This window comes from Acinetobacter sp. USHLN143 (assembly GCF_037145695.1).
Taxonomy (GTDB): domain Bacteria; phylum Pseudomonadota; class Gammaproteobacteria; order Pseudomonadales; family Moraxellaceae; genus Acinetobacter; species Acinetobacter fasciculus.
On the sequence record NZ_JBBCWZ010000007.1, the window covers coordinates 22,339 to 36,321 of the forward strand.

The 13,983-nt window shown below is 36.3% G+C and carries 10 protein-coding genes and 1 pseudogene; 3 read left to right on the plus strand and 8 right to left on the minus strand.

The features are described 5' to 3' along the window. Nucleotides 1-3 precede the first annotated feature (3 nt). From WFH18_RS03535 to WFH18_RS03545, 3 genes are all read left to right on the plus strand, one after another. On the plus strand, nucleotides 4-1,551 hold the full coding sequence (locus WFH18_RS03535; RefSeq protein ID WP_336754586.1) for a TnsD family Tn7-like transposition protein: 1,548 nt from the start codon (nucleotides 4-6) through the stop codon (nucleotides 1,549-1,551). Continuing rightward, nucleotides 1,544-3,133: a Tn7-like element transposition protein TnsE gene (locus tag WFH18_RS03540; RefSeq protein ID WP_336754587.1), complete on the plus strand. Its 1,590-nt coding sequence runs from the start codon at nucleotides 1,544-1,546 to the stop codon at nucleotides 3,131-3,133. The genes WFH18_RS03535 and WFH18_RS03540 overlap by 8 nt, the downstream gene beginning before the upstream one ends. A gap of 197 nt (nucleotides 3,134-3,330) precedes the next feature. Then, on the plus strand, nucleotides 3,331-4,701 hold the full coding sequence (locus WFH18_RS03545; protein ID WP_336754588.1) for a phosphomannomutase CpsG: 1,371 nt from the start codon (nucleotides 3,331-3,333) through the stop codon (nucleotides 4,699-4,701). A gap of 102 nt (nucleotides 4,702-4,803) precedes the next feature. On the opposite strand, the gene WFH18_RS03550 is transcribed toward WFH18_RS03545, so the two are convergent. From WFH18_RS03550 to WFH18_RS03585, 8 genes and pseudogenes are all read right to left on the minus strand, one after another. After that, nucleotides 4,804-6,267: a capsule assembly Wzi family protein gene (locus WFH18_RS03550; RefSeq protein ID WP_336754589.1), complete on the minus strand. Its 1,464-nt coding sequence runs from the start codon at nucleotides 6,265-6,267 to the stop codon at nucleotides 4,804-4,806. Between the two features lie 182 nt (nucleotides 6,268-6,449). Beyond that, nucleotides 6,450-7,472 (minus strand): annotated as a pseudogene (galE, locus tag WFH18_RS03555) (UDP-glucose 4-epimerase GalE). Beyond that, nucleotides 7,465-9,132, minus strand: a complete 1,668-nt coding sequence (gene pgi / locus WFH18_RS03560; protein ID WP_442892449.1) for a glucose-6-phosphate isomerase — start codon at nucleotides 9,130-9,132, stop codon at nucleotides 7,465-7,467. Before pgi ends, galE begins: the two are co-directional and overlap by 8 nt. Before the next feature lie 5 nt (nucleotides 9,133-9,137). Then, nucleotides 9,138-10,391 (minus strand): nucleotide sugar dehydrogenase, encoded by a 1,254-nt coding sequence (locus WFH18_RS03565; protein ID WP_336754591.1) that lies wholly within the window; start codon nucleotides 10,389-10,391, stop codon nucleotides 9,138-9,140. 12 nt (nucleotides 10,392-10,403) lie between these two features. After that, nucleotides 10,404-11,279 carry a UTP--glucose-1-phosphate uridylyltransferase GalU gene (gene galU, locus WFH18_RS03570; RefSeq protein WP_336754592.1) on the minus strand — a complete coding sequence of 292 codons (876 nt, stop codon included), beginning with the start codon at nucleotides 11,277-11,279 and terminating at the stop codon, nucleotides 10,404-10,406. Between the two features lie 24 nt (nucleotides 11,280-11,303). After that, nucleotides 11,304-11,927: a sugar transferase gene (locus tag WFH18_RS03575; RefSeq protein ID WP_336754593.1), complete on the minus strand. Its 624-nt coding sequence runs from the start codon at nucleotides 11,925-11,927 to the stop codon at nucleotides 11,304-11,306. Between the two features lie 16 nt (nucleotides 11,928-11,943). Beyond that, the gene (locus WFH18_RS03580; RefSeq protein WP_336754594.1) at nucleotides 11,944-12,756 is read right to left on the minus strand and encodes a glycosyltransferase family 2 protein; all 813 of its coding nucleotides are present in this window, start codon (nucleotides 12,754-12,756) and stop codon (nucleotides 11,944-11,946) included. A gap of 34 nt (nucleotides 12,757-12,790) precedes the next feature. After that, nucleotides 12,791-13,981: a hypothetical protein gene (locus WFH18_RS03585; RefSeq protein WP_336754595.1), complete on the minus strand. Its 1,191-nt coding sequence runs from the start codon at nucleotides 13,979-13,981 to the stop codon at nucleotides 12,791-12,793. Nucleotides 13,982-13,983: the final 2 nt, after the last annotated feature.

Consider the following 13,983-nt stretch of genomic DNA (forward strand, 5'->3'; position numbering starts at 1 on the left):
ACCATGATTTCAAATTTTCCAGCACCATATCCAAATGAATTGATTTACAGTGTGATTGCTCGTTATGCTGTTCACAATGGGATTCTGAGTCCAAAATATCTCACTGAAGAATTATTCAATAATAGGAACTTGACACCAACTTACGATTTACCTTCTCATCTAGACAGGGTGGCCAGTTACTTACCAGATCACTATGATGCGCTTATTTTAATCAACCAACACACCCTGTTACCAATTTACCAACCATTTCAACCTGATACAGTAATGCATTATGCTGTGCAGGCATTGCGAGGTGAGCAGTATCAATCCCTGCATACCAAATTAGGAAAAAATGCATCGCGGATCAAAGCTGTGAGTTTTTTCCGGTTCTGCCCTCATTGCTGGCAAGAACAGATGCAGCAATATGGTGAAGTTTATTGGAAACGCAGCTGGCAGATTACTGGATACGAATATTGTAGAAGGCATCAGCAATCTCTTTCTGTGAGTTCTATGTCTTGTAATGGGATAGACCGAAAATTCTATTTTGCTCATTTGAATGCACTGAAAGACTCTTCACAGCTTGTTTTTAATCCTCAAGACGTAAATCATCATATCGAGCTTGCAGGACTGATCGAAGAGCTACTCGCTCATTCAACACCCTTCAATGTGCAGGATTTTTCTACTGTATCAGATGCTTATTTTCTTATCTTAAAAGATAGGGAATTACTATCAGGCCGTAAAAATATTAATTACGAAAAAGTCCGCCAATTAGTCATTGAATATTGGGGCGAAAGTTTTCTTGCATATTATCAATTAGCAGATTTAGATAGTGAAAACTGCTGGCTGAAAAATATATTAAGAAAACATCGTAAAGCATTTTCTTATCTTGAGCACCTCATCGTATTAAAAGCTCTTGTTCCAGAGAAAAATCCGATTGAAACATATAAGCAATATATTCACCTAGCATCCATGGATCTAGAGGAAGCCACCACAACAGTAACAATATGTATGGATAATAAAGTAGATCGAACATTATCTGAGGACCAAAAACAATGGACAAAATTAATCCTAGAAAGGCCTGTCAAACAGGCTCGCCAACAAAATAGCTCACTGTATGCTCGCTTATATCGCAATCATAAAGATTGGCTATTATTTATCAATAAATCAGCTTTAACTCCCCCGCCTTCTATCCCTAAACCACGTATTGACTGGAGAGCTCGAGATCGACAGTTTGTTAAACAACTCATCAAAATACGGGATGAATTATTAGAAGATCTAGACTCCCCACAATGGACAAAAAAGTTTTTTATTAGACAACTGGGTTCAGTGAGTATGATTGAAAAAAACTGGAATTTTTTCCCATTGACTTCAGTCTTTTTAGATCGTTATGCTGAGTCTGTGGATTGTTACCAAATACGTCGTCTGACTCGAACCTATATTCGTCAACAAACTGAAAATAAAGACTATCCATCAAGTGTTTTTTTACGTTTGTCCGGATTAAGTCAAGAACGCTTAACACCAGAAGCTCGTCGATTTTTTAATAATATTTGGGAAGAAATAAAAAATGAGTGATTGTTCAACTGACTTTTTACCGAATGATATGATTTACTATACTGCGACAAAAATTAGTCGACGTGGTCAAACTCGATTTGATATTGATACTCACTTGTTTAATCCTAGTATTAACCGCTATATCCAGCTTCAATTACCAATCGAGAGCATTCTTCTTTATGACTACCTCACTCCAATTGCTGATGACTATCCAAAGAAATTATTTGACCATACACTTGAAAGTGTAAATTTCACAACATTCAAAACTATCATTTTATCTGAGGATGAGCATCAAAAGATGCATCAAGGCCGGATCTGTTTTGAATTTTATTACCACTCAAAATTTTTAAATAATATTAATATTCAACTACCTAAACTTGTTTTAGCTCGAGATCTATTCTTTTCTCACCCGTATCTTTTACGTGCTGCACTTTTTGCAGAAAACTATTCAACAGATATTTTAGTAGACATGGAGGATCCTGATGCAATCCACATTTTTATTGCACAAAATAAAAAGATTTTAAAACAAGATCTCTCCGATCCTCATTTTTTGAAAAAATTGGCTTTAATTCTATTACAACCTGATTTAAATAAAGCCTTCCTTAGCATTTATCAGAAAACAATTACTGATCAAAACAGTGCTAAATATTTTAATTTTGACATGGAGGCTCCTGAGATCAAAAATATTCATCTAACAGTAGATGGAATTTATGATAAAAAAATAGGTATTTACAGAATTGAGCGCATCAGATCTTTCAAAAATCTTGATACAGCTATCAACCGCCCTATTCAATTTCATTTTACTGCAAAAAAAATTATACAACAGGTCAAAAATGCTCAAGGGCAAGGTTCAACTAAACCAAAACCAGCAAGTCAGCCTAAAGAGAAACTGAATAAAAATGCTGAGGCAGATACTGATAAACTACTGAACAAACTAAGAAATATACCTGGAAAAATTTATACTATAGAAGAATTAAAAATTTCTTTAGAGACACCTCCTGCTAAAACTGTAGTACGGAAAAGACAAAAACAAATGGATAAAGATCAAAATCAAGAAGAAGGATTTGCTGGAGGCGAAGGAGATATAGAGGGTACGGTGCCTGGATTTACAACTGAATCAGAAATTCAACTAAAGCGAGTTACCCATGAAGATCTAATTAAGGTACTAAAGGAAATCCAGAAAAAGGGATACAAAGTTCAAGAGGTCAAAAATTCACCTTTTAAAAAATATAAGCTTTTTAGAGGACACAAGTTTGCCAATAATCAATTACGCTACTTTTATGTCTATAAAATTTTTAATATAGAAAATAACCATCAATTTTATTTGTGTGAAATTGATACTTCAGATGGTAAAAAAAATATCTCTACCTTATTACTCCCATATGAAAAAGAAACTCAACGATTAATTGAGATAGATTTGGAAATATTAAATAATTCAATACTGTCTCAATCACTCAGTTGGCCTAAAAAGTTTCTATCTGAAGTGAGAGGTATTACTGCAATAACTACAATTAATCATCCTTCCAAAAAGGAAGAAATAGAAGATGTAAATTATTACACTGACTGGGCGGAGCGGATCTTGGCAAAGGTAAAATCGATATAAATTTCATGAAGAGCTAATATATAAAATAGCATGCTGAAGTACCAAACTTTAAAAATTAGATGAAAGAGCACTCTATACACTTAAACATCTATTTTTAAAGAAGATATAAAAGTTAACCAGTAACTTGGCATATAGGAACTATTTTCCTTCTATAATCATACTTTCCTTACTTTGCAGGAATTATTTCGAGAATTTAAATGACACAACTTACTTGTTTTAAAGCCTATGACATCCGCGGCAAACTCGGTACAGAACTCAATGAAGAGATTGCTTATAAAATCGGTCGTGCCTATGGGCAAATTTATCAACCAAAAAAAATTGTGGTGGGCTGCGATATCCGTCTCAGCAGTGAAGATTTAAAACAAGCCATCATCAAAGGCTTAAATGATGCTGGTGTTGATGTTTTAGATTTAGGCATGACGGGAACAGAAGAAGTCTATTTCGGTGCCTTTCATCTAGATGTTCAAGGTGGGATCGAAATCACGGCAAGCCACAACCCGATGGACTATAACGGCATGAAATTGGTCCGCGAAAATGCACGTCCGATTGGAGCGGATTCAGGGTTAAAAGAAATTCGTTTATTGGCTGAATCAGGCAACTTTAATGAAGTTATCACTAAAGGCAAAACTGAAAAATACAATATTCTGCCTGAATATATTGATCATTTAATGTCATATATTGATCCTGCAAAAATTCGCCCACTCAAATTGGTTATGAATGCAGGCAATGGCGCGGCTGGTCATGTGGTTGATGCCATTGAAGCAAAATTCAAAAAACTTAACCTTCCAGTAGAATTGATTAAAATTCATAATGATGCTGATGGTACTTTCCCGAATGGTATTCCCAACCCGATTTTAGTTGAAAACCGTGACAGTACCCGTAATGCGGTGATTGAACATCATGCAGATATGGGTATCGCTTGGGATGGTGACTTTGACCGCTGCTTCTTATTTGATGAAAAAGGCCAATTTATTGAAGGTTATTACATCGTCGGTCTATTGGCGCAAGCATTCTTACTGAAACAGTCTGGTGAGAAAATTGTGCATGACCCGCGTCTGGTTTGGAACACCTTTGATGTCATTGAACAATACCAAGGTGAAGCCATTCAATCAAAATCAGGACATTCATACATCAAAGAAAAAATGCGTGAGCATAATGCCGTGTATGGAGGCGAGATGAGTGCACATCATTATTTCCGTGACTTTGCTTACTGTGACAGCGGCATGATTCCTTGGTTATTAGCTATTTCCGTGCTCTCAGAAACCCAGCAAACCCTGTCTTCACTGGTTGAAGGCATGATTGAAAAGTTCCCTTGCTCGGGTGAGATCAATTTTAAAGTTGCAGACACTCAAGCCACGATTCAAAAGATTTTTGATCACTTTGCCGATCAAAATCCTGCGATTGATGATACAGATGGTGTCAGCCTAAATTTTGGTGCATGGCGCTTCAATGTTCGAGCATCAAATACAGAGCCATTATTGCGCTTAAATATTGAGAGTCGAAAAGATCAAAATCCAAAACCAATGCAAGACTATGTGGATGAATTAACACAGCTGATTCAAGCTTAATTATTTTTTTAATATTAAAAAACCATTCAACTTATTCAATAAGTTGAATGGTGTATTTTTTTAGCTTAACTAGAAAGAAATTCTATCCAAGCTGACGACTGATTAAAATAGTGAACGATCCAATGGAATTTCGACTCCAATAGATACTCCCGCATCTTGACCATAGACATCAGAATCACTCACCCAGCCACTGAGTTTAAGTGGCGCATTGGGCTTTATATAATGCGTCCAAGTTAAGTCTAAAGCTTTGATTTCATCTTTTTGGGCAAATGCATGATTTACCATTTTCTCAGAGTTGGACTGATTGACTTTTGCCACCAACACACGTCCATTTAAGCGATTCATATGATCAAAGCGAATGTCTCCACCAAGACTATACATTTGACCATCGCCCCCCATCGCATGGCCTAAAGGAAAGCCATGTTGGTAATAACCATCGGTATAAATATGATGATTGTAGGAAATTCCTTGAACCTCACCATTCGTGCGTGTATCTGCCCATTCCGTATAAATCTGGAAAGGCATATTCTTGAATTGTGAAGAATAATCAATCCCAGCCAAATACATCTTTTTAGAAGGCAATAATCCTGCCTCATCCTCACCGACAAATTGACCATATAAGCTCAGTGGAACCTTAAACCACTGCTGTAGATTTAAACGTGCATCGAAACCAGCAATTTGATTGGATGCATTCCCTTCCCCTGTACATCCGTTATCATCACATGCATTATCTTTACCAATAAAAGCATTCCAATAGGCTTTTAAACTATCAGGTTGCCCCTGACCATCAATTTGGAATGTACGCGATGCACCCAGTTCAAGATAAGGCAAAGGTTGGGCCGTTAAACGTAATCCCAATATATTGGTATCTGGGACCGCTTCATAATCATCCAATTGCCCCGCAAAAGCTTGGTATTGCCAAGGCCCGATCCAAGACAGCCACTTTGTTTCAAATGCTTGTTGTTCAGCACGCTGCATGGTAAAACCATAGACTGGACGGCTTGCATCACCACGAATTAAGCTACCCTCATGTCCAGGACCCCAATAGGTAGGGATTTGACCAGCAATCAACCATTGATTCCACAATTTTCCCGCAAGATATGAGCCTTCTACATTGACATCATGACCGTTATCAATAATTTGATCTTTTTCGGCATTTACACGAAGTCGTGCATCCCATTGAGCTCCACCTGCATTTAGTTCAAGTGCTGCTTGATATTGAGATTTTTGCTCATCTGCAAATTTTTGCGGGATGTTTTGTGGATCTGTTTCAGCAAATAAAGCCAACTTAATAGAGGTATTTTCTGCTTCTAAATTTGCCATAACTGAATTGATAACTTTCTGCTGAGCAGTGTTTTCAATTTTCGCAGTAGATAATGCACGCTGAATTTCTTCACCACTCAAAGGCCAAGTCGAAGTGCTAATTTGGATCACACCCTGCTGATTCAGCCAATTTAAATCCGTGCGTAAATCTTCATTATTTAAGACAATCCCTTGAGCTGCTACAGGCAGTGCTAAAGCAGATAAAATTGCAAATGACAAAACCCTAATACTTTGATATTTCATAACTATTCTTCAATTTAGCTTGTTTTAACAACATCATAGCGAGTTTTATCTACAATTGCAGAATATGCATATGCTGGTTTGCATAATCACTACATTATTCACTCATCGTTTTAAACAGCGCTATCTTTACACTTCTCGAAATCAATGTCACATCCCAACCTAACTTATTGTTAAGTCAAGTGTTAATCTTTAGTAAAACCATTCGGGTTTTGTTTTTGCCAGTTCCAACTATCTGCCAACATATCTTCTAAACTGTATTTAGGTTGCCAACCCAACTCAGCAATTGCGCGCGCATTATCTGCAAACGAAATTGCAACATCCCCTGTACGACGGGTTTCAATGTTATAGGCAACGGGCATCTGATTCACCCGTTCAAAAGTCTTCACCACTTCCAAAACAGATGAGCCCTGACCTGTTCCAATATTCCAAGCGCGGCATCCTTGCGTTTTTAACCGATGATTCAAGGCGCATAAATGTGCATTGGCCAAATCGACTACATGAATATAATCACGCACACCTGTACCATCTACCGTGTCATAATCATTGCCAAAAATTGACAACCTATCACGACGGCCGACTGCCACCTGTGTGACATAAGGCATCAAATTATTGGGTATCTCTTGTGGGTCTTCACCAATTTGACCACTTTGATGTGCGCCTACAGGGTTAAAATAACGCAACAATGCAATTGACCAGCGCTCATCTGCAGTCGATAATTTCTATAGTAATTGCTCAACAATCAGTTTGGTATAGCCATAGTTATTACTTGGCATACCTGTAGGCATGGTTTCATTCAAGGGTGAAATATTGGCTTCATCATAGACTGTTGCAGATGAACTAAAGACCAACTTAAAGACTTGAGCACGCTCCATCGCTTTAACCAAGCTAATTGAACCCGAGATATTATTTTCAAAATATTTTAGTGGCTCTTTTTGGCTTTCACCCACAGCTTTTAAACCTGCAAAGTGAATCACTGCATCAATAGAATGATGCTGAAAAATTTGATCTAAAATTTGCTGATCGAGAATATCACCTTCAACAAAATCTAATTTTTTAGCTGCCAACGCTTGAACACGTGCTAAAGATTCGACAGAACTGTTGGACAAATTATCCAGTACAACAACCTCATGCCCTGCGCTCAAAAGTTGAATACAAGTATGTGAACCAATATAACCAGCACCACCTGTTACTAAAATTTTAGCCATTGGTTTTTCCTAATAATATTTGTAGTAAGCCTTGCGTTGAGCCATCTAAATCCGAAATATCCTTTCGATCACCATTTAATATTGGAAGTAGCTGATTGGCAATTTCTTTACCTTTTTCTACACCCCATTGATCAAACGGGTTAATGTTCCAAAGCACCGACTGTACAAAAACTTTATGTTCATACATTGCAATCAACATGCCCAAACTATATGGATTTAGCTCTTGCAATAAAATGGTTGAACTTGGTTGATTACCTTCATATTGTTTATATTCCGGCAAATCTTGTACTTCTTGTTGATTTAAAGCTTGATTACCAAATGCCAGTAAGCGCGATTGAGCCAAACAATTGGATAAGGCCAAATGATGCTGTTCTACCAGCGCCTCTGCATTATCGACATAGGTAAATTGTTGGGCCTGATAGCGCTGCACTGGCGCAATGAAATCACAACTCACTGCTTGACTGCCTTGATGCAGTAATTGATAAAAAGCATGCTGCGCATTTGGTCCCACTTCCCCCCATATAATCGGGCAAGTATCCCAATCCACTTTTTGACCATCACGCTGAATCGATTTACCATTCGACTCCATTTCCAACTGCTGCAAATAAGAGGCGAAATATTTCAAACGTCCATCATAGGGCAGTACTGCATGAGTATGAATATCAAGGAAATTATTATTCCACGCACCCAATAAGCCCATTAATACAGGAATATTCTGTTCAAAAGGTGTCGTCTGAAAATGCTGGTCTACTGCATATGCGCCAGCTAACAGTTGTTTAAAGCCATCAACTCCAATTGTCAGTGCAATCGGTAAACCAATACATGACCAAAGTGAATAGCGACCGCCGACCCAATCCCAGAGCAAAAATTGGTTTTCGGCTGCAATACCCCATTCTGTCATTTTATCTGCTTTGGTAGATACGCCAATAAAATGATGCTTTAAAATTTGTGATTCTTGTCCAAGTGCTTTTTCGAGCCATAAACGAACTGTTTGCGCATTGGATAAGGTATCAATGGTCCCGAACGATTTTGAAGAAATAATAAATAGCGTGGTTTCGGGGCGAAGTTGATGCAATAAATCTGAAAGCTGACTACCATCAATGGTCGAAACAAAATGTACATCGAGTGGCTTATATGTGGATTTTTTGAAATCAGATAAGGCATGGCTCACCATCAGTGGTCCTAAATCTGACCCTCCGACACCAATATTGACCACATCTTGAATGACTTCACCAGTTGCGCCGCGGCACTGGCCAGCATGAATTTTTTCTACCAAAGCATACATACGCTCAAGTTGTGTATGCACTTGTTCTGCTAATTCAGGATGAGACTGATCATCTTTAGGTAACCGTAGCGCCCAATGCATGGCTGCACGCTGTTCGGTATAGTTAATTTCTTCAGTAGAAAATAAACGCTTTATCCACGACGTTAAATCTTGTGTCTGTGCCCACTGGACTAGATTTTTGACAACGGGCTGATTGACTCTATGTTTACTAAAATCAAAAACCACCGGCTCTAAAGGCACAGAGAATTTTTCGAATCGCTGAGGGTCTTCAGCAAAGAGTTCTGTTAAATGCTTATTTTCAAATTCAGTTTTCAAACTATGAAGACTGCCTAAAACTGAATCTAAATGTTCGACCGTATAGGGTTGAGTTTTCATAGCCATTAACGTCCTACCCCCATATATGCAAAACCTTGAGACTTCACATATGCTGGATCATAAATATTGCGCCCATCCAAAATAAGCGGATGCTGCATGGTTTTAAGCAATTCGGTATAACTAGGACTCCAATATTGTTTCCATGCAGTCAATAAACACAAAGCATGCGCATCTTGCACTGCCTCATATTGCTCTGTGCAATATATAAGATCAGGTCGCTCACCATATATTTTTTTAATTTCATCCAGAGCTTGAGGGTCGTGTAATCTAACTTTTACACCTTGAGCCCATAGTGCTGCCAACATGGCATGAATAGGAGATTGTCGCGTACTGGACGTTTTTTCTTTAAACGCAGCGCCCCATATCGCAACAGTTTTCCCTTTTAAATCACCATGATAATAATTCCATAATTTACGGAATAAAACTTCTTTTTGCTGCTCATTAATTTCCCAAACTTGTGCAAGGAGTTGGCTATTTGCACCCACACCTGACACCGTATGCGTTAGAGTCTGAATATCATGTGAAAAGTTTTCTCCACCAAAACCAGCCCCCGGATAGAGATAAGATCCTCCAATACGGTTATCTGCAGCCATCCCCTGACGAACTGACTCAATATCAATGCCTAATTTCTCAGCAACCACTGCCAAGTCATTGATATAACTAATTCGTGTCGCCAACATGCCGGAGATACTCAACTTGGTAAATTCGGCATCTACAATGGGCATAAATAAATATTGCTGCTGACGTGGAAATAAAGGACGTAAGAGTTCCTTAATTTTAATTTGAGCAGCATCTGATGCAGACCCAACAATCAGCTGTTTGGCTTGGGCAAAGCTTTGTAAAGCGTTTCCTTCCTGAATCATGTCGGGTAAGTAGACCCACTCATCTTCATGCAAAATTTTTACAAATTTTTCTGTCCCATGCAGTCCTAAAGTAGAAGCATTGATCATCAGTTTAGGGTGAATAATGGGACGAGACTTTAATTGTTTTAATATCTCAATCGCTTGAGTTTCTTCAGCTGGATTAAAACTGAAGAAATAGACATTTGCATCTAATGGAATATCATTAAAATCGCAGTATTTTAAAAAACTACTTTGTTGTTTGTTGAGTAGATTTTTTACAGCTTCATCTTGGATATACATTTGTTCGCTTTCATACGTTTTCAGTGGTTCATACCAAAAAACGTGATGACCGCATTCTGCTAGCAAAGCAGCAAATACACCTGTAAAGAGTGTTTGTCCAAATACTGCAACCTTCATATCAATCTCTTTTTATAGTTTTAGTTCTTTGATCAGCGCTTTAAATTCTTCACCTAATTTTGGATGGTCTATGCCATAATGTAAAACTGCTTTGAGATAGCCTAATTTACTGCCGCAATCAAAAGTTTGACCTTTCATGCGATAGGCTTCCACCGTATCGGTTGCTTGCAAAGCTGCAATTGCATCGGTCAACTGAATCTCATTACCTGCCCCTTTAGGCGTATTCTCAAGTAATTGCATAATTTTGGCAGGTAAAATATAGCGACCCACTACCGATAAATTTGATGGTGCAGCGTCGACAGCAGGTTTTTCCACGATACCTTGCATGACAATGCTATGCCCTTCGGCAGGTATAGAAGCTACATCCACAATACCGTATTGATCTACCATGTGATCTGGTACAGCTTCCACCATAATTTGGGATGCATGGGTTTCATCAAAACGTTGAATCATTAAACTCAAATCATTGGTTTCTGATGAATCTTTTACAAGAACATCTGGTAATAGCACAGCAAAATCATCATCACCCACTACAGCTTTAGCACACAGTACAGCATGACCTAAACCAAGTGGCTGTGGTTGACGTACGCTGATCACACTGACATGTGGCGGTAAAATTTCAGTGATTTCTTTGAGTAAATCAAATTTCTTTTTATGTTCTAGAGTTGTTTCCAGCTCAAAATTTCGATCAAAGTAATTTTCAATCGAAGCTTTTGAAGAGTGGGTGACAAGAATAATTTGTTCAATACCAGCAGCAACTGCCTCTTTTACAACATATTCAATGGCTGGACGGTCAACCACTGTGACCATTTCTTTGGGTATAGACTTGCTCGCAGGTAAAAAACGTGTACCAAGGCCTGCGACTGGGAGAATGGCTTTTTTGATCATATGACTCATTGTGATAAAAATAAATTATTTACGAATTGATTCAGACTGGGAATCATTTTGACTTGAAAAACGGACAGCTCCAACCTCTTGGTCAGGAGCATTAATACCTTCTTTCTTTAACATGACTTCAACCGTCTTAAACATAATTTTGAAATCAAGCCAAATAGAGTGTGTATCTACATATTTTGCATCTAATTCAAATTTTTCTTCCCATGAAAGATTATTACGACCACTAACTTGAGCAAGTCCAGTCATACCAGGCTTAACCTCATGACGACGCATCTGTTCAGGTGTGTAGTGTTCCATAAATTCACAAAGTTGAGGACGTGGCCCAACAATACTCATATCACCTTTTAATACATTGATTAATTGAGGCATTTCATCTAAGGTCGTTGAGCGCAGTTTTTGACCAAAGGGTGTAATTCTTTCTTCATCAGGTAAAGGATTACCATTTTGATCGAAAGCATCTTTCATCGATCTAAATTTGATCATCCCAAATACTTTTCCATCTTTACCTGGTCTTTTTTGGATATAGAAAATCGGCGCCCCTAAGTTTTGACGTACCTTATACGCAACTATCAAAAAAATAGGCGATAGAAGGACTAGAGCCGCAAATGCAATAATTACATCTAACAACCTTTTTAGCATTATTCACACCTTCTTATCATGATTGAATCTGAGTTTGATAAAATTGCTTTAAACATTTTTTGTTTAATTTACGTCTACCAATGTCATAACACCATCCCCATTTATTGAAATATAGTATAGCACTTTTGAGATGTGCTTTAAGTAATTTGGTATTTTTATACGAAGCTTGCTCATGAGAATGTGTAATTTCAACAAGAGGATAATAGACATTTCCAAAAAGTTCTGCACAACGTCTCGAGAGATCTATATCTTCCATATACATGAAGAAACGCTCATCAAAACCCTCTAGTCTTAATAATTTTTCTGAATTAAATAGCATAAAACAACCAGAGAGATAGGGTACGAAAATAGGTTTATCTAAGCTAATTGATTTAAGTAAATAATTTTCATCAAGTTTACTCGCTAGTTGTTTGGAAAAACGTCGTGCAAAAAGATTAAGAGGTGTAGGTAAAAGTCTAGCACCAAATTGATTTTCATTATCCTCGAATATAATTTTTGGCAAAAATAAACCTTCTTCTCTTTGTAGCGCAAATTCCGCTAATTGGTTAAAAGCGGATTGTTCAAATCGTATATCTGGATTACAAATTAAAAAAAGAATACTATCTGATGCATAGCGTTTAATTGCCAAGTTATGTCCATATCCAAAACCAAAATTTCCTTCAGATTTATGATAAATAACTTTTTCATGATTAAAAGTATTGGCCCATTCACTTACATCATTATCGACAAGAATAATTTTATGGATGTAATTTGATTCGATTAGGCAGTTTAATGTTACAGAAATATCATTATAAGAATGTTTATACAAAACAATAGAGGCAGTAATCATAAAACTTGTCCATCAAATTAAGATATTAAAAAAATCACAACATATAGGCCAACATATTAATTAACCAAATCATAGTTAACAATGAAGTAAATATAAGTACTTTAAATTTTGAATATATAACTAAAAATATAGAGATAAATAAGGGTAAAAGAAAGATATAGTATTTTGCATAAGAATAATCAGGAAATAAAAAAATAAAAAATAAAATAGTAGTAAAACTAATAATAAGTTGCAATTTAAAAAAGGAAATAAAATCATCATTTGATATTTTTGATATTTTTGATATTTTTAAATAACTCAAAAATAAGGCTGGTAATAAAATAATATATAAAAGAATTACTTTAATACTCTCTGAACTCATAAAAACTGCTGAAGAGAAAGTAATAAATGGCCTTACATATTTTGGATATTTATCGACATAAGCATTTTCAATTTTATATTGCATCGCTGTAGCCTTGTCAGACAATACTGAAAACCCTGAAACATAGTTTAATATCAGACCACCAACAACAAAAGCAAAAATAACAATAGAAATTGAAAAAATTAAAACGTATTTCCTACCAAAATTTTTATCAATATATTTAAAAAAATAATAAAATAAAATAAAAGTTAAATAAACAGTAGTATTTCCTATATCAATACCTGCCATAACTCCAAGTAGAAAAATAACAATTAACCAATTTTCAATAAAAATAATCATAATTAGTGCTAGAGATAACAATAATTGCTCTTGCGCTAAAATACCTGAAAGATATATAAAACTGGGAAAAATTAAAGCAATTGAAACTGCATCTAATTTTTTATTAAAAACACTTTTAGAAAATTTAGTTTTATTAAAAATATTTACAATAGAATAACTAAAACCCCTAAAACAAGTAAAAAATAATACAGGAGAAAAAATGCTAATAGTTAGAAATATTCTACCTATAATTTGCATTATACTTTCCCGACAATGTGTAAAATCAATATGTGCCCACAATGAAGTAGCTGTAGAACGGATAGGACATACATTCATACCTAAAAACGTAGACAGGAAATCTTTCACATAAAAATAAGGAGAAAAGATAGAATGATTTGTATTTAATAAATCATATAATCTAAAATCAAAATCTGGCTCGTCACCAAATGGCAAAATAAATCTTGCAAAGACAGTGAAAAAAATAAACAAAATACTACAGATTAGACTAAATTTAGAAACATCTGTTAATAATAACTTTGATTTCATAT

Coding starts and splice junctions, on each gene's coding strand:
- WFH18_RS03535 (WP_336754586.1), top strand. CDS start 4: ATGATTTCAAATTTTCCAGCACCATATCCAAATGAATTGATTTACAGT.
- WFH18_RS03540 (WP_336754587.1), top strand. CDS start 1,544: ATGAGTGATTGTTCAACTGACTTTTTACCGAATGATATGATTTACTAT.
- WFH18_RS03545 (WP_336754588.1), top strand. CDS start 3,331: ATGACACAACTTACTTGTTTTAAAGCCTATGACATCCGCGGCAAACTC.
- WFH18_RS03550 (WP_336754589.1), bottom strand. CDS start 6,267: ATGAAATATCAAAGTATTAGGGTTTTGTCATTTGCAATTTTATCTGCT.
- pgi (WP_442892449.1), bottom strand. CDS start 9,132: ATGAAAACTCAACCCTATACGGTCGAACATTTAGATTCAGTTTTAGGC.
- WFH18_RS03565 (WP_336754591.1), bottom strand. CDS start 10,391: ATGAAGGTTGCAGTATTTGGACAAACACTCTTTACAGGTGTATTTGCT.
- galU (WP_336754592.1), bottom strand. CDS start 11,279: ATGATCAAAAAAGCCATTCTCCCAGTCGCAGGCCTTGGTACACGTTTT.
- WFH18_RS03575 (WP_336754593.1), bottom strand. CDS start 11,927: ATGCTAAAAAGGTTGTTAGATGTAATTATTGCATTTGCGGCTCTAGTC.
- WFH18_RS03580 (WP_336754594.1), bottom strand. CDS start 12,756: ATGATTACTGCCTCTATTGTTTTGTATAAACATTCTTATAATGATATT.
- WFH18_RS03585 (WP_336754595.1), bottom strand. CDS start 13,981: ATGAAATCAAAGTTATTATTAACAGATGTTTCTAAATTTAGTCTAATC.